Genomic DNA, 22460 nt, shown 5'->3' with positions numbered 1-22460 from the left:
GTTCATCATATGAATCAACCGTATTATTCCACCGCAAACGGCGCCCGGCGTCGCCTCACTGTATTCACTTTCGCGTCCCCGCGCAACTTCTACGATCTGGCCGGACGGCTCATCCCCTGGTTCACGGCACTCGGAGTGCTGACCGCACTGGCCGGCTTGGCTATTGGATTGCTAGTTGCGCCGACCGACTTCCAGCAAGGCGACGCCTACCGCATCATCTTCGTCCACGTACCGGCGGCATGGATGTCGATGCTGGTTTATATGGCGATGGCGGGATGGGCCGGTTTCGGCCTGGCCTACCGCACCGGCGTCTCGTCGATCATGGCCAGCGCGCTGGCGCCGACCGGCGCCCTGTTCACTTTTCTCGCCTTATGGACCGGCGCCCTGTGGGGCAAGCCGACCTGGGGCGCCTGGTGGGTTTGGGATGCGCGCCTGACCTCGGAGCTGATCCTGCTGTTTCTCTACTTGGGCTACATGGGCTTGCACGCTTCGATCGCCGATCCGCGCCGCGCCGACCGCGCTGCGGCGGTGCTGGCCCTGGTGGGTGCAGTGAACATCCCGATCATCTATTTCTCGGTTTACTGGTGGAACACCCTGCACCAGGGACCATCCGTCACCCTTGGCAAGGCACCAAGCATGGCGCCGGCCATGCTGGCGGCCATGCTGCTGATGGTGGCGGCGTTCTGGTGCTACGGGATTGCAGTCGCGCTGCGCCGCGCACGCTGCATCGTGCTGGAACGGCACGGCAGCGCTGCCTGGCTGCGCCGGAGGACGAAATGAACTGGAACAGCTTGCAGGACTTCCTCGCCATGGGCGGCTATGGCCGCTATGTGTGGGGTTCTTTCAGCGTGGTTTTCGGCCTGATGATGCTGGAGATATGGGCGCTCGGCCGACGCGAACGCGAGGCCCGGGCCTCCGTCACCAATCACGATGACGAAGGTGCAGCATGAAGCCGCGCCACCAACGCCTCGCCCTGATCGGCGCCAGCCTGGCGGCCTGCGGCATCGCGGCAACGCTGGTGCTGTCCGCCTTCCGCGACAACCTGGTGTTCTTCTTCACGCCCTCGCAGGTGGTAGCCGGGGCCGCGCCGCGCAACGGCATCTTCCGCATCGGCGGCCTGGTGGAACAAGGCAGCGTGCGGCGGCTGGATGACGGCCTGACCGTCAGTTTCGTCATCACCGACAATGTGCAGAAGGTGCCGGTGCATTACAAGGGAACCCTGCCCGACCTGTTCAAGGAAGGCAAAGGCGCCGTGGCGCAGGGCCGCCTTGGCCAGGGCGCGCTGTTCCTGGCGCAGGAAGTACTGGCCAAGCACGATGAAAACTACATGCCGAAGGAAGCCGCGCACGCGCTGGAACAGGGCCGCGCGCCCGCTTCCCTGAAAGGCATGCCATGATCGCGGAGGCAGGCAACTTCGCATTGGTCCTTGCCTTGCTGCTGGCCGCCGTTCAGGGCATCCTGCCGCTGGCCGGAGCCCGGCGCGGTGATGTGCGCTGGATGGCATTGGCGCGTCCGGCCGCCGCGGGGCAGTTCATTTTCAGCACGCTGGCTTTCGGCTGCCTGTTCTACGCCCTGTACGCCAACGACTTCTCGCTGCGCTACGTGGCCCAGCATTCCAATACCCTGCTGCCCTGGCAATACCGCCTGAGCGCGGCCTGGGGCGGCCACGAAGGTTCGCTGCTGCTGTGGACCTGGCTGCTTTCCGCGTGGACCTTTGCCGCCGCCAGCCTGTCGCGGCAGCTGCCGCGCGAGGTGCAGGCGCGCCTGGTGGGCGTGCTTGGCCTGGTGGCCGTGGGCTTCCTGCTGTTCCTGATCCTGACGTCCAATCCCTTCCTGCGGATGCTGCCTGCCGCGCCGGATGGCAACGACCTGAATCCGCTGCTGCAGGATGCAGGCATGATCGCGCACCCGCCCTTGCTGTATATGGGTTACGTCGGCTTCTCGGTGACCTTCGCGTTCGCCATCGCCGCTCTGCTGGGCGGCCGGCTCGATGCGTCGTGGGCGCGCTGGTCGCGGCCGTGGGCGCTGGCCGCGTGGAGCTTCCTGACTCTCGGCATCGCAATGGGCAGCTTCTGGGCCTATTACGAATTGGGCTGGGGCGGCTGGTGGTTCTGGGACGCGGTGGAAAACGCCTCCTTCATGCCATGGCTGGTCGGCACGGCGCTGCTGCACTCGCTGATCGTGACGGAAAAGCGCGGCACCTTCCGCAGTTGGACCGCGCTGCTGGCGATCCTGGCTTTCTCCCTGTCGCTGTTGGGCACTTTCCTGGTGCGCTCTGGCGTGCTGACGTCGGTGCACGCCTTTGCCACCGATCCGCGCCGCGGCGCCTTCATCCTGGCCTACCTGGCCGTAGTGGTCGGCGGCTCGCTGCTGCTGTATGCATGGCGCGCGCCACGCCTGCGCCAGCGTACCGTTTTCTCTCCGATGTCGCGCGAGTCGCTGCTGCTGTTGCAGAACGTCGTCATGCTGGCTGCAACCGGCACCGTGTTGCTTGGCACTCTGTACCCGCTGGTGCTGGATGCCCTCGGCGCAGGCAAAATCTCCGTCGGGCCGCCGTACTTTGAAAAAGTCTTCGTGCCGATGATGTTGCCGGTGCTGCTGCTTGTCGCGGCTGGCCCGTTCGCCGGCTGGCGCAACGGTACGGTGGCCCAGTTGGCGCGCCGCCTGCGCTGGCCGGCCGCCATGGCGCTTGGCATTGGCCTCGGCGCGGCATTGCTGGTACGGGGATCGCTCATGTCTTCGCTCGGCTTGTTGCTGGCAGCCTGGGTCTTGCTTGGCACCGCCTGGCAAGTGATCCAGCAACGGCGCAAGCTGGCGCGCCAGCCGCGCTCATGGTGGGGGATGCTGGCCGCTCATGCCGGACTGGGCGTGTTCGTGATCGGCGTCACCATGGTCAAGGGCCACGAACTGGTGCAGGACGTGGTGCTGGCGCCGGGCCAGCAGGCATCGCTCGGCGAATACAGCTTCACCCTGCAAAAGCTGGAAGACACACGCGGGCCGAACTACACTGCCTTGCGCGCCAGCGTAACGGTCGCGCACCAGGGCCAGGCGGTAGCCCTGCTTCAACCGGAGCAGCGCCGCTATGCCGTGGCGCAGGACACCATGACCGAAGCCGCCATCGACCGCGGCCTGCTGCGCGATTTGTACGTATCGCTTGGCGACTCGGCCGGTGAAGGCCGCTGGCTGCTGCGCATCCAGCTCAAGCCTTTTGTCGGCTGGATCTGGGGCGGCTGCGTGCTGTTCGCCATCGGCGGCCTGCTGGCCGCGTCGGACCGCCACTACCGCAGCGCGCGCCAGTCGCAGGATGCCATGCCCGATACCGCAGCCGCGCCTGCGCTGGCCGCCTCCTCCTTGCTGCCGGAGCCCCAATGAAACGCTTCATTCTTCCCATTGGCCTGTTCGCTGTGCTGCTTGCCTTCCTCGGCATCGGCCTGCAGCGCAATCCACGCGAGCTGCCGTCGCCCCTGATCGGCAAGCCGGTGCCGCAGTTCTCGGCGCAGTTGCTGGACAACCCTGCCGACACGGTGTCTCCCGCCAAGATGCAGGGGCGCGTGTGGGTGCTGAACGTCTGGGCTTCCTGGTGCGAAGGCTGCCGCATCGAACACAAGGACCTGCTGGACCTGTCGCGCGCCGTTGACGCGCCGGTGATCGGCTTGAACTACAAGGACCAGCGCGACGACGCCCTGCGCTGGCTGCAGAACAACGGCAACCCATATCGCCATATCGCCTTCGACCACGATGGCCGCATCGGCATCGACTTCGGCGTGTACGGCGTGCCGGAGACTTTCGTGATCGACCGCCACGGGATCATCCGCATGAAGCATATCGGTCCGCTGTCGTTGCCGGAAGCCCGAGAACGCGTCGCCCGCAAGGTGAAGGAGCTGGCAAATGGCTGATGTCAACGCCGCCACGCTTGACGCGCGCACCATGGCGCTCGCGGGCGAACTGCGATGCCTGGTTTGTCAGAACCAGAGCCTGGCCGATTCCCACGCCCCGCTGGCGCTGGACTTGCGCCAGCAGATCCACCAGCAACTGGCCCAAGGCCGCAGCGAGCAGCAGGTGGTGGACTTCATGGTACAGCGCTATGGCGACTTCGTTTTGTACGAGCCGCCGCTGAACGCAAGCACCGCCCTGCTCTGGTTCGGCCCCTTACTGCTGCTCGCAGCCGGTTTCCTGGCGCTGCGTGGATTCTGGAAGGCAAAGCAATGAGCATGTTCATCGCCATCGTCGGCATCATGTCCGCCATCGCACTGGCCTGTGTCGTGCCGCCGCTGATGCGCCGCAGCGCCGGCGAAGCGCACGCTCCCGGCTCACCGGGCGGCCAGCAACCGCAAACGCGCATGGCGCTGGCGCTCACGGTGCTGCTGCCGGCAGCGGCAGTCGCCATTTACATGCAGGTTGGCCGTCCCGACGCGCTCACCATGCCGCCCGAGCTGCTGGCCGCTGCCGCCACGCCAACCGACCACGGGCCGTCGGAGGAAGACATTCCGGCCATGGTTGAGCGCCTTGCCGAGCGACTTCGCACGCAACCACAGGACATCGACGGCTGGCACATGCTGGCGCGCTCCTACAGCGCCATGAACCGCTATGCGGATGCAGCCAAGGCCTATGGCCACCTTGCCACGCTACTGCCGCAGGATGCAGGCCTGCTGGCCGACTACGCTGATGCCCTGGCTACTGCGCAGGGCGGCGCATTGGCCGGCGAGCCTGAACGGCTGATCGAGCGCTCGCTCGCCATCGACCCGCAGCAACCTAAAGCGCTTGCCCTCTCCGGCAGTGCAGCCTTCGCCCGCGGCGACTTCGCTCGCGCAGAAAAACAATGGCAGGCCGTCCTGCCCCTGGTGCCAGAGGATTCCGAATTCGCCCGCTCGACGCATGCCGGCATCGCCGAGGCGCGTGCGCGCCAGGGTATCCCTGCCGCCGCAATCGACGCGCCAACACCAGGGTTACCGGCGCGCCTCTCCGGAACGGTTCGCCTTGCGCCCGGAAGCACTGCGCCGGCCCCGGGCCAGGTGCTGTTCATCTTTGCCCGCTCCGCCAATGGATCGCCGATGCCGCTGGCGGCAATCAAGCGGCCTGCCGGAGATTTTCCGCTGCAGTTTGTGCTGGACGACAGCAACGCGCTGGCAGCAGGGACGCGCCTGGCCGAGGCGGGGCCGTTGATCGTGGGGGCAAGAATCTCCGCCAGCGGCAGCGCTACGCCGCAGGCAGGCGACCTTGAAGGCCAAACCGGTCCGGTCAGGCCTGGCGCCAGCGGATTGGCAATTGAACTCGCCGTCCGCCCGCCAGCGAAATAGTTTTACATCAGGCAAAGCGCTTAACCTGCGCTAATTTTATGAAGCACCTTTCTCCGTAAAATGGTGAGCAAATGGAAAACAAAGAACCCGTCGCCAGCAAGGCGCAAGAATTGAAGGTCTTCCTGTTCATGACGGTGGTCCTGGCCCCGATCCTCGCGGTAGCAACGGTAGGCGGCTATGGATTCATCGTGTGGATGTACCAAATGCTCACCGGCCGCCTGCCAGGTGCATGACCATGGCCGCCGAAATCCACATCGCCGGCGTCATCGTCCACGTCACGCCCGCACAAGTGGCGGAAGTGCGTGCCCAGCTAGCCATCCTGCCCCGCTGCATCGTGCACGCCGCTGAAGCGGACGGTCGACTGATCGTCACGCTGGAAGCGGAAAGCGCACCCCGAACACTCGACGTAATGGATGCCATCCGGGCCCTGCCCGGCGTCCTCAACGTCGCCCTGGTTTACCAGCATGCCGAACCCGCCAACTCAATGGACGAGGAATTACAATGAAACAGACTCGCCGTGATTTCATCACACAGACTGCCGCGATGACGGCAGCCGCCACCGCCGGCATCCAGCTGCCTGCCGCCGCCTCCAACGTCGTCACCGACGCCGCCAAGACGCAGCTCAAATGGAGCAAGGCGCCCTGCCGCTTCTGCGGCGTGGGCTGCGGCGTCAACGTCGGCGTCAAGGACGGACGCGTGGTAGCGACACATGGCGACATCAACGCCGAAGTCAATCGCGGCGTCAACTGCGTCAAGGGCTACTTCCTGTCGAAGATCATGTACGGCGCCGACCGCCTGACCCAGCCCCTGATGCGCATGAAGAACGGCAAGTACGCCAAGGACGGCGAGTTCCAGCCAGTGTCGTGGAATGCCGCCTTCGATGAAATGGCAAAACAGTTCAAGAAAGTGCTGAACGAGAAAGGACCGACCGCCGTAGGCATGTTCGGTTCCGGCCAATGGACCATCTGGGAAGGCTACGCGGCCTCCAAGCTGATGAAGGCCGGCTTCCGCACCAACAACCTGGACCCCAACGCGCGCCACTGCATGGCGTCCGCCGTGGCGGGCTTCATGCGCACCTTCGGCATGGACGAGCCGATGGGCTGCTACGACGACATCGAAGCCGCCGACGCCTTCGTGCTGTGGGGCTCCAACATGGCGGAAATGCACCCCATATTGTGGACCCGCATTACCGACCGCCGCCTGTCGAACCCGCACGTGAAAGTGGCGGTGCTGTCGACCTACGAGCACCGCAGCTTTGAGCTGGCCGACCAGCCTATCGTCTTCACGCCGCAGACCGACCTGGCGATCCTGAACTACATCGCGAACTACATCATCAAGAATAATCGCGTCAACAAGGACTTCGTCAACAAGCATACGCGCTTCGTGATGGGCAACAAGGACATCGGCTACGGCCTGCGCCCCGACAACCCGCTACAGAAGGCCGCCACCAACGCCGGCGATGTCGGCGGCGGCAAGCCAAGCACGTTCGAAGAATACGCCAAGTTCGTCAGCGCCTATGACGTTGAATCCGTCTCCAAGCTGAGCGGCGTGCCGCGCGACCGCCTGGAACGCCTGGCCGAACTGTATGCCGATCCAAAGACCAAGGTGACCTCCTTCTTCACCATGGGCTTCAACCAGCACACGCGCGGCACCTGGTGCAGCAACCTGCTGTACAACATCCACCTGCTGACCGGTAAAATCTCCTCGCCAGGCAACAGCCCGTTCTCGCTGACCGGACAGCCTTCCGCCTGCGGCACGGCACGCGAAGTCGGCACCTTCTCGCATCGCCTGCCAGCCGACATGCTGGTGGCCAATCCCAAGCACCGCGAGATCGCAGAAAAGATCTGGAAGCTGCCGCCGGGGACCATCCCCGAAAAGCCAGGCTTCCACGCGGTCCTGCAAAGCCGCATGCTCAAGGACGGCAAGCTGAATGCCTACTGGGTCATGTGCAACAACAATATGCAGGCCGGCCCGAACATCATGGGCGAAATCCTGCCGGGCTGGCGCAATCCGGACGCCTTTGTCGTCGTTTCCGACCCCTACCCGACCGCCAGCACCACCGCGGCCGACGTGATCCTGCCGACCGCCATGTGGGTGGAGAAGGAAGGCGCCTACGGCAACGCGGAACGCCGCACCCAGTTCTGGCACCAGCTGGTGAGCGCGCCGGGCGAAGCACGTTCCGACCTGTGGCAGCTGATGGAATTCTCCAAGCGGTTCAAGATGGAAGAGGTATGGCCGGCGCCGCTGCTGGCCGCCATGCCGGCCTACAAGGGCAAGACCCTGTTCGATGTCCTGTACCGCAACGGCCAGGTCGACAAATATCCTGCCTCGCAAATCGAAGCCGGCTACCAGAACGATGAAGCCAAGGCCTTTGGCTTCTATCCGCAGAAAGGCCTGTTCGAGGAATATGCGAGCTTCGGCCGCGGCCACGGGCACGACCTGGCGCCGTTCGACATGTACCACCAGGCACGCGGCCTGCGCTGGCCTGTGGTCGACGGCAAGGAGACCCGCTGGCGCTACCGCGAAGGCCTGGACCCTTACGTCAAGAAGGGCGAAGACGTTCGCTTCTATGGCCACCCGGACGGCAAGGCTGTGATCTTTGCGCTGCCTTACGAGAAACCGGCCGAATCGCCGGACAAGGAATACCCGTTCTGGCTGTCCACCGGACGCATGCTGGAGCACTGGCACACCGGCACCATGACGCGCCGCGTGCCGGAGCTCTATCGCGCCGTGCCGAATGCAGTCTGCTTCATGCATCCTGACGACGCCAAGGCGCTCGGTGCGCGGCGCGGCGACCTAATCGAGGTCAAGTCGCGGCGCGGCATGATCCAGACCCGCGTGGAGACGCGCGGCCGCAACCGCCCGCCGCGCGGACTGGTATTCATCCCATTCTTCGACGCCAGCCAGCTTGTGAACAAGGTGACGCTGGACGCTACCTGCCCAATCTCTTTGCAGACTGACTACAAGAAGTGCGCAGTCAGCATCCGCAAGGTCTAGGAGCCATGGCCATGAAAAAATTTGCATTCCTTCTCGCTCTTCTTCTGCCGCTGTCCGTCCTGGCCCAGGTGCCGGCGCCGCGCGCCCTCGACAATATGCGCGGCCCGACGCCGCTGGCCGAGACCACCAAGCCGGCGCCGATGGTCAATCCCGACAACAGCGATATCCGGCGCGTGCGCAACTACTCCATGCAGCCACCGGTCATTCCGCACAAGATCGAGGGCTACCAGACCGATAAAAGCGCCAACCGCTGCATGATGTGCCACGCCCGCACCCGCACCCAGGAAAGCCAGGCGCCGATGATCAGCGTGACGCACTTCCAGAACCGCGATGGCAACTTCCTCGCCGAGCTTTCGCCGCGGCGCTATTTCTGCCTGCAATGCCACGTGCCGCAAGCGAACCTTGAGCCGCTGGTGCCCAACCAGTTCAAGGACGTCGACACGATGCTGAACCCAGCCACCCCGGCAACGCCGGCCAAGCACAAATAAAGGGTGCCGCCATGTTCAGGCTGATTAGAAACTACTGGAACGTCCTGCGCCGCCCAAGCATGCACCTTAGCCTGGGTTTCCTGGTGATCGGTTCCTTCGTGGCTGGCGTGGTGTTCTGGGGCGGCTTCAACACCGCCATGGAAGCCACCAATACGGAGAAATTCTGTACCGGTTGCCATGAGATGCGCGACAACGTCTATCCGGAGCTGCAGCGCACCATTCACTTCTCCAACCGCACCGGGGTACGCGCCAAATGCTCCGACTGCCACGTGCCTCACGAGTGGACCAGCAAGATCGCCCGCAAGATGCAGGCATCCAAGGAGGTGTGGGGCAAGGTGTTCGGCACCATCGACACCCGCGAAAAATTCGAAGCGCACCGCATCCAGCTTGCCGGCAACGAGTGGCGGCGGATGAAGGCCAACAACTCGCTCGAATGCCGCAACTGCCACCAGTTCGATTCGATGGACTTCACCCGCCAGAGCAAGCGCGCGGTGGACGCCCACTCGACCCAGCTGGCCAGCGGCGAGAAGACCTGCATCGACTGCCACAAGGGCATCGCGCATACCCTGCCGGACATGTCAGGCGTCAAATAGCTTGCGGTAGGCCGACGGCGAGCTATGGAAGGCAGCGCGGAAGTGCTGCCTTAACGATAGCGCGCTGCCAAAACCTGCCGCCTGCGCCACCGCTTCGATCGAAGCGTCGCTGGTTTCCAGCATGCGCTGGGCGTGGGCCAGGCGCTGGGTCAGCAGCCATTGCTTGAACGAGGTTCCGGTGGCTTGCCGGAAATGGCGCGTGAAATTGCGGCGGCTCATGGCCGCCCGTTCCGCCAGCGCATCCAGGCTGTGTTCTTCGGCCAGGCGATGCTGCACCCAGTCCAGCACCTGCGCCAGGCGGCTGTCGCTGGCGGTAACCGGCAGCGGGCGGTTGATGAACTGCGCTTGCCCTCCTTCGCGGTGCGGCGCCACCAGCAGGCGGCGCGCCACCATGTTCGCGTAGTCCGCGCCCTGCAGCTTGCGCAGCAGGTAGAGCGAGCAATCCAGGCTGGCCGCCGCGCCGGCCGACGTCAGCACGTCGCCCTCGTCCACATATAACACTTCGTCATCGACCTTCACCAGCGGGCAGCGTTCCGCCAACTTGCCGGCAAAGGCCCAGTGCGTGGTGACGGTGCGGCCATCAAGCAGGCCCGCTTCCGCCACTGGAAAGGCGCCAAGGCACAAGCCAACGATGGTTGAACCGCGCGCGTGGGCCTTCTTCAGAGCCTGCAATAGCGCTGGCGGCGAGGGCCGGCAGTCGTCGTGCCAGGTCGGCATGATGACGATATCCGCTTTGTCCAGGGCGCGCAGGCTCTTGCTGGTCGAGATTTCAAAGCCAGCGGTGGTGCGCATCGGACCTTTTTCTGCTGCGCATACCGTCACCTCGTACAAATGCTCGGCATGCGGGCCGCCGAATACCAGGCAAGGCACGGACAGGTGGAACGGAGTGATGCCGTCGAAGGCAATAATGGCCACTTTTTTACGCATGGCCCGATTATATCGCATGTTGTCTCTTGGGCCACTGTCGCGAAATCGGTGCGGACCGCACAATGGATCCCATCAACAACCCAAACGGAGGAAATACCATGCCACGCCGCGCCCTGATCGTGATCGACGTACAAAACGAATACTTCACCGGCAAGCTGCCGATCGAATACCCGCCGGTCGAGCAATCGCTGCCGAATATTGTCCAGGCCATGAAGGTGGCGCGCGAAAGCGGCGTACCTGTGGTGGTGGTGCAGCACGACACGCCAGCCGGCGCACCAGTGTTTGCCGTCGGCTCCGACGGCTGGCAACTGCATCCGGAAGTGGCAGCGCTGGGCGCCGATTATGTCGTCAATAAAAAGCTGGCCAGCAGCTTCACCGGCACCGGCCTCGCGCAATGGCTGGCCGATAACAAGATCGACACCCTGGCGATTGCGGGCTACATGACGCACAACTGCAATGCCTCAACCATCATCGAGGCTGCGCATAGGGGGCTGGCCGTGGAATACCTGTCCGACGCCACCGGTTCGCTGCCGTATGAGAACGCAGCCGGCCGAGCCACGGCGGAAGAGATCCATCGCATATTCAGCGTGGTATTCCATTCCAACTTCGCCGCCGTGACGACCACGCGCGATTGGGCCGACGCCGTCAGCGCCAACCGCGCGCTGTCGAAGGACAATATCTACTTGTCCAACTCACGCGCCCGTGAAAGCTTGGGCCGCGCTTCGTCGGTCTGACGCTTGCCGGCAGGACCGGTGGCCGACTCCTGCGAGCCGGCATGCTGGTCCTGCTGCAGGCTGCCGCCGCCGGCGCTTCCCGCATTGGCGGTGCCGCTGCGCTGGCGCATCCGCTCCGCCGACTGGCGCGCCGCCCAGCCGGTCTGCTGGCTGGCCACGCCGCCCCGCTCACCTACCCCGGCCGTATCCCGCTGCAGCGCCTCGCCGCGCTGCTCGTTGCCCGGTTTGACGCCAGGCGCACGCGCCTTCAGGCTGTCGGGCGCGATCGGGTTCATTTTCTCCTTACTCGTGCTCATCGTTCTCTCCTTCGAACGTATCATGGGCACATGGTGCGCCGCTGCCCGCACCGCAACTATCGGCGCGGAGCAAGCAGTTTTGTAGGACAAAGCCTAGGAACTTTTCTCGCAGTCTCCTGTCAAATCTCAATACCAGTCCACGCGGCAGGCCGCAAAGTCGAGCTTAATCATCGCGGAGGCGGCCATGGACTATGACGAACGAATTGCCAAAGTTGAGGCACTTGTGGATACCATCAAGAAAGACATTGACCGGCTCTACGACGCGGTGGAGCGCCTGAAGCAGCACATTGACACTAGCCTGTCCGAGCTTCGGCAACACACGGACAAAGGGCTCGCCGAGCTCAGGCTACATACCGACAACGGCCTCGCCGAACTGCGGGTCAGCCTTGACGCGCAACGCAAGGAAGCCAGCGCAAACATGCGCTGGATGGTCGGGCTAACCCTGGTCAACACCTCGATGATCCTGGGACTCTCCGGCAGGATCTTCGGCCTGTATTGACCTGGTTCGGCTACTCAATATACGGTTCGGCGTTCGTGAGTTTGCCGACCAGGAAGGCATCCGCTACCGCCTGCAGCGGCGTGAAGTCGACGTCGGAACTCTTGCTGGCTACCAGGCGCCGGAAATGCTCGTACATCGAATGGTATTCGCGCTCCGGCTCGTCCAGCACAACCTTGCCATTTACCTCCATGATGCGGCCGCCCAGGTGCAGTGCCATGGTATCGCCAGCCGCCGACTCCACGAAGATGCTCCAGGTCTGCCGGCCCGTCTGCAGGAAGTCGAACTCCGCATCGATCGGAACGCCGCGTTCACTCGCCATCTCCAACTCAGCCTGGATCGGCGCGCTGCAATTCGACGGCACGTGCAGGGCCGCCTTGCGCACCAGCGCATAGCCGCCCAGCAGGTGCGTCAGGATCGACAAGGCGTTAATGCCGGGATCGAAGACACCCATGCCGCCTGCTTCGAAGATCCATTTCTGGCCCGGGTGCCATTGCCGCACATTTTCCTTCCAGCGGATCTGGATGGACTTGATAGGCCGCGCCAGCATCCAGTTGCGTGCACTTTCCACACCGGGTGCGAAGCGCGAATGCCAGCCTGCCAGCGCGGTGACGCCGTGCTGCGCCGCCATGGCGGCAATGGACGCGGCCTCGCCCAGCGTTGCCGCTGGCGGCTTTTCCAGGAATACGTGCTTGCCTGCCGCAATTGCCTCGCAGGCGAGCTTGTGCCGCACCTGGGGCGGCGTGCATATCGCCACCGCTTCGATTTCAGGATGGGCGGCCAGCATGCTGCCCATGTCCGGGTAACGCAGCACGCCTTCCGGCGCACTGGCAGGCGAACAGCCCGCCACCAGCTCGAGGCCCATGTTGCCGCGAATCGCGGGGATATGCTGGTCGACTGCAATCTTGCCCAAGCCAACGAGACCAATTTTCAATGCCATATTCAAACTCCGTTCAGCGGCCAATTTCTACACGATACACTGGCGTGACCTTGACGCCGCGCAGTTCCGCTACCTGCGCCTGCCCGTTGAACGCGGGACGGTGTTCTTTCGGCAGGTAGATCGGTGCGTCGGCGCGCAACGGCAGTACGGTCAGCGTCAGCGCAGCACGTTCGCGCGCCGGCAGGTTGCTCAAGCCGTACTGCCAAAGCTGGCCGTTGTAATACCAATCGTCCACCATGCGCGTGCCGTCGAACAGCCGGGCCACGTCGCCGACAAAATCAATTTCCAGCAAGGCGCCGTCGACTCCTTTCGGACGGGTCGTACCCAGCGACAGTTCCCATGCTGCGGAATTGCCAAAGACTTCCGCATCGGGCTGGATTGCCGCCTTGGCGTTGCCGCCAATTTTAATCGGAGGGACTGGCTGTGCGGCGCGCAACTTGCGCGCAGTGACAGCCAGCTCCTGGCTTGGCAGCGTTGCCTCGACAACCTGGAACAGGCCATCCCTACCGCTCGCCTGCAGCGCCGTGCTGCCCTTCAGCGGCAGCGGCAAAACCGGGAATACTGCCGCACGGAAGGCTGGCTTGCCCGAGGAGCGCAGCACCAGCCGTCCATTGGCAAAGTGTGCCTGGCTGTCGCTGACCACCAGGCGGCGTTCGCCCTGCAGTTGGCCGATTGCCATCTGGCGCGCCTGCTGCTGCGACAGGACCAGCACCGTCACCGGCCGCTTGCCGGCGCAGTCCAGCGTCAGCGCAGCATCGAGGCCGGGCTGGATGCCTTGCACCAGCACGCCGCCGTCCGCATTGGCTGCCTTGCCCTGCGTCTTGAGGCAGGCGCCGGCCGCCGCGTCCAGCGCGAATTCAGGCGCAATGCCGTCCTGCGCCGCGAACACGTACACGCTGCCCGCCTTGCCGCGCTCCAGCCGGGCTACCGGCTGTACGGTGGCGTATTGCAGGCGGTAGCCGTCCATGTCGAAATTGATCGGCCAGAAGAAGTAGCTGCCGGCCGCGATATCGACCGGCTGGCGCGGCAGCGTAACGGCCTGCCCGTCCAGCTTCACCGCAAACTGCACCTGCTTCTGCGCCGGCAGCGCATATTGCCGGACATGACCGTTATAGAACAGGAAGGCCTGTTCGCCCTTGCTGCGCACCGACCAGCGCGGCGCCAAAAAGTCGGCCGGGTCGGCCGGCACAAGCGACGGCTTATGCACCGTCATCGGCGCCAGGCGCGCGCCGAAGTCGTTCATGAAGTAGTGGAACGGGCGCAGGTAAGCCAGCACATCGCGCTGCTGGCCGTCAGGGCCCAGCGGCGCATTGAAATCGTAGTTGATGGCAGGCGTGTCGTTGTAGCCGCCGGTGCGCGTGCTCTCTTCCATGGTGGTCATGCCGACCGGATTGCGGCCGCCATGGAACATGTAATAGCCCATCAGGTTCACGCCGGAGCCCATCTGCACTGGCAGGGTCGAGGCGATATCGTCAGGCGATACCAGCGTGCGGCGGCGGTACATGGCCGGCAGCCCGGCGCCGTACTCCGCGCCCAGGAATGGCGTGCGGTCCATGTCGGTTTCCGCCGTTCCCTGCTGGGTGGCGCGGGTCTGGGCACCGAGGTCGCCGCTGACGCGCGTGTCGAAACGGAAGGCGTAGGTTTCCTTCGGCGGCAGCTCGGTCTTGCTGGTTGCCCACGGCTCGTCCTGGTAGCCGCCGAACACCGGCACCACCTCGCCGGATGGATACAAGGTCTGGTCCCAGCCGGTCACCGTGTAGAACGGCACGTCGATGCCGGCCTTCACGGCCATGCTTTTCAGCGTGGCGATGTGCTGGGCGCCGCGGCCCGGACCTGCCAGGTTGTATTCGTTCTCGATCTGGGCGCCGATCACGGGGCCGTCCTGCTTCCACAGCAAGCCATCAACCTGTTTCGCGATCTCGCGGTAGAAGCGGTCCACGTATTTCAGGTATTGCGGATCGTCCTGGCGGGTCGGCATGGCATCCACCACCCAGTCTGGAATGCCGCCGTAACGCACTTCCGCGTGCGACCAGGGGCCGACGCGTATCCACACCTCCAGCCCGGCCTTGTTGGCCAGCTGAATGAAACGCCGCAGGTCGCGGTTGCCGCTCCAGTCGAACTTTCCTTCCTTTTCTTCGTGGTGGTTCCAGATGATGTAGCTGGCCACCACGTTGATGCCGGCCGACTTCATCTTGGCCAGCTCCGCCTCCCAGCTATCCGCCGGGCTGCGCGAGTAATGAAACTCACCCATCACCGGCAGCCAGGGCTGGCCGTCGCGTGTCAGGTACTGGCTGTTGATGCCAAGGACATGGCCGCCGGGTGCGACGGCAGTGCCCATCTGGATATGGCCGGACAAAGGCGCCGGTGCGGGCGTGCTGGCATCGACTGCCAGCACTTGAGGGCCCTGCGCGGCCTGGGCAGCGTGAACCAACGCCATCGCGGCCAGGCAAAGTGTGTTACGGATCATCGTCATGCCTCAATCAGAACTTGTAGCTCAGGCCCAGGTTGTAGCGGCGGCCATATTCCATCACGTTCTGCATGTATGGATTGTTGGACTGGGTCTCCACCACTTTCTGGTTGGTGATGTTGTCCAGGCCCAAGCGAAGCTGCAACTGCGGGGTCAGCCACTTCGAGAAATTGGCGGAGACGTAGGTCTCGGCCGGGTTCTCGATCATGTAGCCGGCGGTCCAGCGCGGCATGCGCACGAAGGCGCTGTGGTAGTTGGCCGATACACGAGCTTCGTAGCCCGCCTTCTCGTACCACAGGGTCAGGCCACCGTTGCGCTTCATCAGGCCCACCATCGGGTAGTCGTTGGTGTATTCCTTGATGTCGCTGTCGTTGTACGAGAAGTTCGCAGCAACGCCCAGGCCGTCGAACGGCGCCGGCAGATTGGTGAAGGCATGCTGCGCCACCAGTTCCAGGCCCCGCACATTGCCGCCCTCGCCGTTCACGGAACGGGTCAGGGTCGCAGCGCGGCCGTTGACGGTGGTGTGGTCGGTGGTGATGCCGATGTAGTCCGACACCTTCTTGTAGAACACGCCGGCCGACACCAGCGACCCTTTGTCGAAGTAGTACTGCCACGACAGGTCCACCTGGTTCGACATCATCGGCAGCAGGCCCGGGTTGCCCGCGCTGCCGGTAATCGGCTGCTGCGAACCCGGATTGGTGTCGATTGCCAGCTGGCGCGAGGCGCGCATTTCATCCATCGGGGCACGCGACATGGCGCGCGCCACGCTGAAGCGGATCTGCTGCTTCTGCGCCTGGTCCAGGTTGAAGATCAGGTTCATGCTAGGGAGCACGCGGGTGTACGAAGCGCCACCTTCAGCCGGGGTCGGCGCGGCGCCGTTGATCGACTCCATGCCGGTACCGGTCTGCTTGGTGTGCACCACGCGCACGCCGGCATTGCCGCGGAAGGTCTTGCCGAACAATTCGCCTTCCAGGTCGGCCTGGGCGTAGACGCTGCTGTTCTTTTCCTTGACCTTCCAGCCGGCCAGCAGGTCGTTCGCGGTCGGGGTGCGGCCGTCCGGGCTGAAGGCATCTGCGCCCCACAGGCTGGTGGCGGAGCCCTTGAAGTCTTTCAGCACGATGAATGGCGCGAAGCCGGAAACATTCACCGTTTCGTAGGCCGAGGCCGGGATGGCGCTGTTCCAAGCCAGGTTCCAGGTGGTCTGGTGGTATTTCTTTTCGCGGTCGGCGAAGCGTGCACCGAACTTGATGCGGCTCACCATGCCGGCATCCAGCGGACGCCATGCGCTCAGTTGCGCCGAGTTCAGGCGGTCGTCGACGTGGCCGTCGGTGTCCACGTACAGGGTCGGGTTGCCGAAGGCGGCCGGGTTGCCCGAATCGTGGCTGAAGCTGAAGTCCTGGATTTCGTCGCCGGTGAAGGACCACTTGATGGTGCCGTTGTTCAGGGCGAACTGGCGCACGTCGCGCCAGGCGCTGTCGCGGCCGGCCGAGGAAGTGGCGATGTCGGCATCCACTTTCCAGTCGCCGACATTGAACTTGCCGTTCAGGCCCGCGGCCAGGTTGTCCATATCCTGCGTCCACAGCGTGCTATTGGTGGTCAGGCCCACGTTGTTGACGGTGGCCCCGACAACGTAGCCGTTGCGGATGTCGAGGTTCGAGTAGTTGGCGCTCTGCCAGCCATCCCAGTTGCCAAGGTCGCCGGTCCAGTGCGACATGGCCGGTTCGCGGATCTTGTTCTTGGCGTAGTAGACGTCGGCGGTGATCATCGCATCCGGGCTGGCCTTCCACTCCACCTTACCCAGCACGCTGCCGCGCTCATTGGTGCCGCGCTTGAGTTCCGTCTCAAAACCCCACGGCGTCTTGTCTACCTTGCCGTCGCCATTGATGTCGGCGGAATGGTCTTCGTTGAAGCCCCAGTGGTTCTTGCGCTTCTCCACCGAAGGCTGCTTCTGGTAGCTGAAGGCCAGCGCCACGCCAACGTTCTTGTCCGCGTACTGGTCGATGAAGATGCCGCCCAGGCGCGGGCGAACCGATTTGGTGTCGAGGTCGCGTGCTTCCGAGTAGTACAGCGCGTCGGCCTTCAGGGACGCCTGGCGGCCGCTGTATTTGAGCGGCGAAACGGTCTGCAGGTCGATGCTGGAGGCGACGCCGCCTTCCACCAGGTCCGCATTCTGGGTCTTGTAGACGATGGCGCCGGACAGCGATTCGGACGGGAACTGCTCGAAGCGCACAGCGCGATTCGGCTCGGACGAAGCCAGTTCGCGGCCGTTCAGGGTAGCGCCGATGAAGCGCTCGCCCATGCCGCGCGCCACGATCTGGCTGGCGTTGCCGCGATCCAGGCCTGCGGCCAGGCCAGGCAGGCGGGCCAGCGACTCGGCGATGGTGGTGTCCGGCAGCTTGCCGATGTCTTCGGAAGCGACGACTTCCACCATGCTGTTGGAGTTTTCCTTGACGCTCAGGGCGCTGCGCACCGAGGCGCGGATACCGGAAACGGTGACCTTCTGGACTGACGGTTCTTCTGCCTGCTGCGCAAAGGCGGCTGGAATGGCAGGGATCAGGAACAGCGACTTCACCAGCAGACTGATTTTCTTTTGCTTCATGATGCTTTTGTTTTCTCCGTAGTCTTTTTTGTGATTTGTTGTATTACCAGAGCGCCCCGTAGATCACGGCCAGCAGCACGCACACCACGGCCGAACCGATGGCAAAGCCGCGGTCTACACGGAACAACTGGCGGTCGACCACCATGGCTTTGGCTTCGCCATCACGCCTTCCCATCAGGCTGATCAGAACCATGCCGGCCACCACTGCCCAGAACACCAGGAACATGCGGTCGATGAACGGGATTTCGAAGACGCCGCTGCCGTTGTCGGCGGCGAAGCCGATCGGCGCGAGGAAGGACAGGTCCATCATCGTTGGCAGGAACTTGAGGATGATGGAGAACACCAGCCCGCCCACGGTGGCGAACATGGCGGCGGCGTTGGTCGCTTTCTTCCAGAAGAAACCAAGCAGGAACATGGCCAGGATGCCCGGCGAGACAAAGCCGGTGTATTCCTGGATGTACTGGAACCCGCCTTTCTTGTCGATGCCCAGCATTGGTGCGATCAGCACCGCAATTGCCATCGACGCCACCACGGTAAGGCGGCCGACCCACACCATGCGCTCTTCGCTCGCTGCGGGTACAAATTTCTTACGATAGATATCCAGCGTGAAAATGGTGGCGATGCTGTTTGCCTTGCCGGCCAGCGAGGCCACCACAGCGGCGGTCAGGGCGGCGAACGCCACGCCGCGCAAGCCGTCCGGCAGCAATGCCAGCAGCGTCGGATAGGCGCGATCCGGATTCAGCTCGCCGCCCTGGCGCAGGGCGCCGCCCAGCGCGCCCGCCTGGTCCAGCGCAAAGGCCGCGATACCAGGCAGCACCACGATAACGGGCATCAGCAATTTCAGGAATGCCGCAAACAGCAGGCCTTTGCGTGCGGTAGGCAGGTCCGCGCCCAGCGCGCGCTGCGTGATGTACTGGTTGCAGCCCCAGTAATTCAGGTTGGCGATCCAGATGCCGCCCAGCAGGATGCTCAGGCCAGGCAAATCCATATAGCTTGGATGGTCGCGCGTCAGCACCATGTCGAAGTGGCCGCGGGCACGCGAGAACAGTTCGGCCGTGCCGTGCAGCGCGCCTTTGCCGCCGCCCAGGCCGGCCACCAGGTCCAGCGCGATCCAGGTCGTCACCAGGCCGCCGATCACCAGGCACACCACCTGGATCACGTCGGTGTAGCCGATCACCTTCATGCCGCCCAGCGTGATGATCGTCGCAAACACGGCCAGGAACAGCATGCAGGCGCCCACGCTCAAGCCGGAGATGCTGCTGATGGCGATGGCGCCGAGGTAGAGGATGGAGGTCAGGTTGACCACGATGTAGAGGCCAAGCCAGAACAGCGCCATGGTCGTCGCCACGCCCCTGCCATAACGCTGTTCGAGGAACTGCGGCATGGTGTAGATGTGGTTTTTCAGATACACCGGCATGAAGAACACGGCCACGATGACCAGCGTTGCCGCCGCCATCAGCTCATACACCGCAATCGCCATGCCGATCTTGAAGCCGGACCCGCTCATGCCGATGAACTGTTCGGCGGAGATATTGGAGGCGATCAGCGAGGCGCCAATGGCCCACCAGGTCAGGGAACCTTCGGCCAGGAAGTAATCGCGCGAAGCCGAGCCGGAGCTGCTGTTCTTGCGGCGATAGACCCAGATGCCGTATGCGGCAACGACCGCAAAATAGATCAGGAATACAACCGAATCGAGGGATGTGATTTTCATGGCTAGCGTCTCTGTTTGCAAATGCGTTGACAACATTTGCTTATCATTAAGACGCTTAGCTTAACGAATTGGCTATTCCCTAGTTATGCGGAATACGCATTGAGCTATGACTTTCTGGAATAGCTCGCAAGGACCTGATCATTCCGGCCTGCCGTAAAACTGCGGTGCACCGTCGAATGCCAGTTCCAGCCGGTCCAGGATGAAGCCGGGATCGAGGGCGCGTACCCGCAGTACGTGCCGGCCCGCAGCGACGTTTTCCAGCGACAGGGTGCGCAGCGCGGTATTTGACAGCACGTTGGCCTTCCATTCGTCGCTGCGGCCATGTGTGGTGAAATCGAGTTCCCTGAACGGTTCGTTGTCGAAGCTGACGGCAATGCGAAGCTTGTCGCGGGACGTCAGGGGGTGCACCGGCAGGGCCACCACTTTCAACTGGGCCGGGCCTTGCGACAGGGTCGCAAATTCGTAAGCCAGCGTGCTGCCCTCGCCTGCTGCCAGGGACGAGCGCATGCTGGCGCCAAAACTCCCCAGGCCAGGGACCAGGGTCCAGCCGCGCGCCGGTGCCGCCTGCACCGCCGAAATGGTCACGATCCTTTCGCTCTCCAGCGGCAGTCCTGGCGCAGGATCAGGTTGTACCTGCAACCGGAGCGGGAGCGGTTTCCCCCCGCAATGCAGTGCAATGGAAGGCGCTGCAGCGCGGCCGTCGTAGCGGATTTCAATGCGCTGCTCAAAGCCATTCCCGGCGTCCAGCCGGCCGCTTGGCGCAGACAGTGTGAGAGAGGCGCCAACTCCGGCTGCCTGCCAGTCCAGTGCCTGCCCGCTGCTGCCGACCAGCGTCACCGTGCGTACTGCCGGCCGGCCCGAATTGAAATTGAGCTGCGCGCCGTCGCCCGAAAACGGGAACGGATATGCGATGCTGCAGCCGCTCCGCTGGGGAGCTTCCGCGTAAGTGGGTATTGCCTGCGCACTGAATACTGGCAGGCGGCGCGGTGCCGGGTCCATCATTCCTTGCCATTTGTCGTTTCCCAGCGCGTTGTAATGCGCGGTGTCGGCCACGATTGCTGCCTGCGCCGACCGGGCACGCGCTGCCTGGAAGTTCGCGTCAGGCCTGCCTTCGCGGGCATGCTGCGCCGCCAGTTCCAGCCTCAATATCCGCGTATTCAGGTTGGCACTGGAACGCACGGGGTACTGCACCAATTGAAAGAAAGCGTCGGCCAGCGACGGCGGAAGCCGCTGCGCAACGGCATCGGCGCGACTTGCCAAAGCCTCGTAACGCGCCAGTCTCCGTTCCGCTTCTCCGCTGCCTGAGCGAAGATAGTCTGTTGCCCTCACCGGCGTGGTGGGCTCGGTCTGGCTGAAACCCATGAACTCCGGCCTGCGCTCCCATGCCAGGTCATAGTAGCCGATCATGATGTCCGCGAGTTCGTCGGCCTCGTACGCGCCAAATTGCGCGCGCATCCAGCCGGCGAGGTGCTCGCGTGCGGGGCGTTCCAGCGTATTGCCGTCAAAAGCCAGGTCAAGGAAGTATTGCGTGAGGTATTCGGCTGGCTTGATGTCGCCGACGTTGACGATCCAGACCTTGCGCGCGCCAGTCGCCGTCGCGCGCTGCAACTGGTCGCGGATCAGGGCGGGATGCGTCGTCCCAAGCCACAGGTAATCGTGCGGGCGGCCCCAATAGGAGATGTGATAGTAGATGCCCGCCCCGCCCGGCCGCTGCGCTTCCTGCGGCGTGCTCAATTGGTGCAGGTAACCGTAATTATCATCCGGCCAGATAAGGGTGATATCTTCCGGCACCTGCAACCCTGCCTTGTAAATATCCAGCACTTCCTTGTACAGCGTCAGCGCCTGCGGCGCCTTCGGCGCGCTCCTGGCAAGCAGTTCGCGCTGGACCGCTATGGCCTCGCTCACTCCCCGCCGAGCCTCATCCACGTTATGCGCGCCTTCCATGGCCGAATCGTGCACGCCGCGGATGCCCACCGAGTACATGTTTTCGAAGTCCTTCACTTCTTTCAGGCGCTCGTCCCAGTAACGAACCAGCGACGCGCGGTTGCTGAAGAAATTGAAGGCGCCGCGCTGCTGATGGTCCCACTCGCGCACGTTATTGCGCATCATGGGCTCCGCATGGGAGGTGCCGACCACGATGGCGTAATCGCGCGCTGCCTCCGCATTGCCCGCGATCTGGTAGAACGGCCTGGTGGAGTCGTGCATCGCCGGCCAGATGATGTTGGCCTTCAGGCGCCACATCAACTCGAAGATGCGCGCATAAGTGGAAGGACCGATATCCCGGGCCGGATCATGCCTTGCGGCCCACGGCTGCAGTCCCCAGTCCTCATCGTTCAGGAAAATCCCACGATACTGCACATGCGGCGAGGCCGAACGGACTCGGGCCGCCGACACTTCCAGTCGCTCGCGCCGGGCCGGGCGAACGTCCGCCCACCACTCCCAGGCAGAGACGCCCAGTTCCCGCGTCAGGTCGATCACGCCCCACACCGTACCGCGCAGGTCGGCGCCGGCAATCAGCAGGATTTGCGCTCCTGGATGGCGGCGCGAAACGATAGCAATGCGTTCATAACTTTCCCATTCCAGGCGCGGCAGCTCAATGCCCTCTTCCGCAAGCACTGTCCGCACCAGCGGCGAATCGTGGCGGCCGATCACTACGCATACACGCGTACACGCTTCGATGCCCGTGCCCCGCGCCGCGTCGCCGCCCGCCAGCGCTGCCAGGTCGCGCGCCAGCAGGTCGCCGGCGAGCCTCATTGCGGCCTGCTCCTCATGCACGATCAAGGGCAGACGGCCATCGGGATTCAGCGTGATCCGCCCTTCTGCAGCGGCCTTGCCCGGGCTGGTTATGGCGGCAAAAACAATCAACAACGTGAGCAATTGCTTGGTCATATAGCGATTCGGGATAGCTGAAGCGA

The 22460-nt window shown here is 63.8% G+C and carries 21 protein-coding genes; 14 read left to right on the top strand and 7 right to left on the bottom strand.

Annotation, left to right across the window (positions count from 1 at the left end):
• Positions 1 to 9 precede the first annotated feature (9 nt).
• The 12 genes from ccmC to ACN9MU_RS14570 all read left to right on the top strand — a co-directional run bounded on the left by ccmC (position 10) and on the right by ACN9MU_RS14570 (position 9375).
• Positions 10 to 780, top strand: coding sequence for a heme ABC transporter permease CcmC (gene ccmC, locus ACN9MU_RS14625; RefSeq protein WP_426171634.1), 771 nt, complete (start codon positions 10 to 12; stop codon positions 778 to 780).
• Positions 777 to 950 carry a heme exporter protein CcmD gene (gene ccmD / locus ACN9MU_RS14620; protein ID WP_426171632.1) on the top strand — a complete coding sequence of 58 codons (174 nt, stop codon included), beginning with the start codon at positions 777 to 779 and terminating at the stop codon, positions 948 to 950. Before ccmC ends, ccmD begins: the two co-directional genes overlap by 4 nt.
• Positions 947 to 1396: a cytochrome c maturation protein CcmE gene (ccmE, locus tag ACN9MU_RS14615; RefSeq protein WP_426171630.1), complete on the top strand. Its 450-nt coding sequence runs from the start codon at positions 947 to 949 to the stop codon at positions 1394 to 1396. The genes ccmD and ccmE overlap by 4 nt, the downstream gene beginning before the upstream one ends.
• Entirely contained in the window at positions 1393 to 3372 is a 1980-nt protein-coding gene (locus tag ACN9MU_RS14610; RefSeq protein ID WP_426344783.1) for a heme lyase CcmF/NrfE family subunit, read from the top strand. Before ccmE ends, ACN9MU_RS14610 begins: the two co-directional genes overlap by 4 nt.
• Entirely contained in the window at positions 3369 to 3896 is a 528-nt protein-coding gene (locus ACN9MU_RS14605) for a DsbE family thiol:disulfide interchange protein (RefSeq protein ID WP_426344782.1), read from the top strand. The genes ACN9MU_RS14610 and ACN9MU_RS14605 overlap by 4 nt, the downstream gene beginning before the upstream one ends.
• Complete coding sequence (locus ACN9MU_RS14600) at positions 3889 to 4209, top strand: cytochrome c-type biogenesis protein (RefSeq protein ID WP_426171625.1); 321 nt, start codon at positions 3889 to 3891, stop codon at positions 4207 to 4209. The genes ACN9MU_RS14605 and ACN9MU_RS14600 overlap by 8 nt, the downstream gene beginning before the upstream one ends.
• On the top strand, positions 4206 to 5297 hold the full coding sequence (locus ACN9MU_RS14595; protein WP_426323242.1) for a tetratricopeptide repeat protein: 1092 nt from the start codon (positions 4206 to 4208) through the stop codon (positions 5295 to 5297). Before ACN9MU_RS14600 ends, ACN9MU_RS14595 begins: the two co-directional genes overlap by 4 nt.
• 71 nt (positions 5298 to 5368) lie before the next feature.
• Positions 5369 to 5530, top strand: a complete 162-nt coding sequence (napE, locus tag ACN9MU_RS14590; RefSeq protein ID WP_426171621.1) for a periplasmic nitrate reductase, NapE protein — start codon at positions 5369 to 5371, stop codon at positions 5528 to 5530.
• Positions 5531 to 5532: 2 nt separating this feature from the next.
• Positions 5533 to 5802, top strand: coding sequence for a chaperone NapD (locus ACN9MU_RS14585; RefSeq protein WP_426323240.1), 270 nt, complete (start codon positions 5533 to 5535; stop codon positions 5800 to 5802).
• The gene (gene napA / locus ACN9MU_RS14580; RefSeq protein WP_426323238.1) at positions 5799 to 8294 is read left to right on the top strand and encodes a nitrate reductase catalytic subunit NapA; all 2496 of its coding nucleotides are present in this window, start codon (positions 5799 to 5801) and stop codon (positions 8292 to 8294) included. Before ACN9MU_RS14585 ends, napA begins: the two co-directional genes overlap by 4 nt.
• Positions 8295 to 8299: 5 nt before the next feature.
• A complete protein-coding gene (locus ACN9MU_RS14575; RefSeq protein ID WP_426171616.1) occupies positions 8300 to 8782 on the top strand; it encodes a nitrate reductase cytochrome c-type subunit in 483 nt (160 codons plus the stop codon).
• Between the two features lie 11 nt (positions 8783 to 8793).
• Complete coding sequence (locus tag ACN9MU_RS14570; protein ID WP_426171614.1) at positions 8794 to 9375, top strand: cytochrome c3 family protein; 582 nt, start codon at positions 8794 to 8796, stop codon at positions 9373 to 9375.
• On the opposite strand, the gene ACN9MU_RS14565 is transcribed toward ACN9MU_RS14570, so the two are convergent.
• Entirely contained in the window at positions 9361 to 10320 is a 960-nt protein-coding gene (locus ACN9MU_RS14565; protein ID WP_426171612.1) for a GlxA family transcriptional regulator, read from the bottom strand. The genes ACN9MU_RS14570 and ACN9MU_RS14565 overlap by 15 nt on opposite strands.
• Positions 10321 to 10400: 80 nt before the next feature.
• On the opposite strand from ACN9MU_RS14565, the gene ACN9MU_RS14560 reads away from it, so the two are divergent.
• The gene (locus tag ACN9MU_RS14560) at positions 10401 to 11036 is read left to right on the top strand and encodes a cysteine hydrolase family protein (RefSeq protein ID WP_426171610.1); all 636 of its coding nucleotides are present in this window, start codon (positions 10401 to 10403) and stop codon (positions 11034 to 11036) included.
• Here the strand turns inward: ACN9MU_RS14560 and ACN9MU_RS14555 are convergent.
• The gene (locus ACN9MU_RS14555) at positions 10982 to 11332 is read right to left on the bottom strand and encodes a hypothetical protein (protein ID WP_426323234.1); all 351 of its coding nucleotides are present in this window, start codon (positions 11330 to 11332) and stop codon (positions 10982 to 10984) included. The genes ACN9MU_RS14560 and ACN9MU_RS14555 overlap by 55 nt on opposite strands.
• Before the next feature lie 184 nt (positions 11333 to 11516).
• Between ACN9MU_RS14555 and ACN9MU_RS14550 the strand changes: the two genes are divergently transcribed.
• Complete coding sequence (locus ACN9MU_RS14550; protein ID WP_426344781.1) at positions 11517 to 11831, top strand: hypothetical protein; 315 nt, start codon at positions 11517 to 11519, stop codon at positions 11829 to 11831.
• A gap of 10 nt (positions 11832 to 11841) precedes the next feature.
• On the opposite strand, the gene ACN9MU_RS14545 is transcribed toward ACN9MU_RS14550, so the two are convergent.
• The 5 genes from ACN9MU_RS14545 to ACN9MU_RS14525 all read right to left on the bottom strand — a co-directional run bounded on the left by ACN9MU_RS14545 (position 11842) and on the right by ACN9MU_RS14525 (position 22434).
• On the bottom strand, positions 11842 to 12768 hold the full coding sequence (locus ACN9MU_RS14545) for a Gfo/Idh/MocA family protein (RefSeq protein ID WP_426344780.1): 927 nt from the start codon (positions 12766 to 12768) through the stop codon (positions 11842 to 11844).
• A 13-nt stretch (positions 12769 to 12781) separates the two neighbouring features.
• Positions 12782 to 15241, bottom strand: a complete 2460-nt coding sequence (locus ACN9MU_RS14540) for a beta-galactosidase (RefSeq protein WP_426344779.1) — start codon at positions 15239 to 15241, stop codon at positions 12782 to 12784.
• Between the two features lie 7 nt (positions 15242 to 15248).
• Positions 15249 to 17834, bottom strand: a complete 2586-nt coding sequence (locus ACN9MU_RS14535) for a TonB-dependent receptor (RefSeq protein WP_426323227.1) — start codon at positions 17832 to 17834, stop codon at positions 15249 to 15251.
• 43 nt (positions 17835 to 17877) lie between these two features.
• Positions 17878 to 19545: a sodium:solute symporter family transporter gene (locus tag ACN9MU_RS14530; RefSeq protein WP_426344778.1), complete on the bottom strand. Its 1668-nt coding sequence runs from the start codon at positions 19543 to 19545 to the stop codon at positions 17878 to 17880.
• A gap of 138 nt (positions 19546 to 19683) precedes the next feature.
• Entirely contained in the window at positions 19684 to 22434 is a 2751-nt protein-coding gene (locus ACN9MU_RS14525) for a glycosyl hydrolase 115 family protein (protein WP_426344777.1), read from the bottom strand.
• Positions 22435 to 22460: the final 26 nt, after the last annotated feature.

Source organism: Pseudoduganella sp. R-32, assembly GCF_049913245.1.
Classification (GTDB): Bacteria; Pseudomonadota; Gammaproteobacteria; order Burkholderiales; family Burkholderiaceae_D; genus Rugamonas.
Note: the sequence above shows the minus strand (reverse complement) of the source record. Positions and strands in the feature narration are given on the sequence as shown.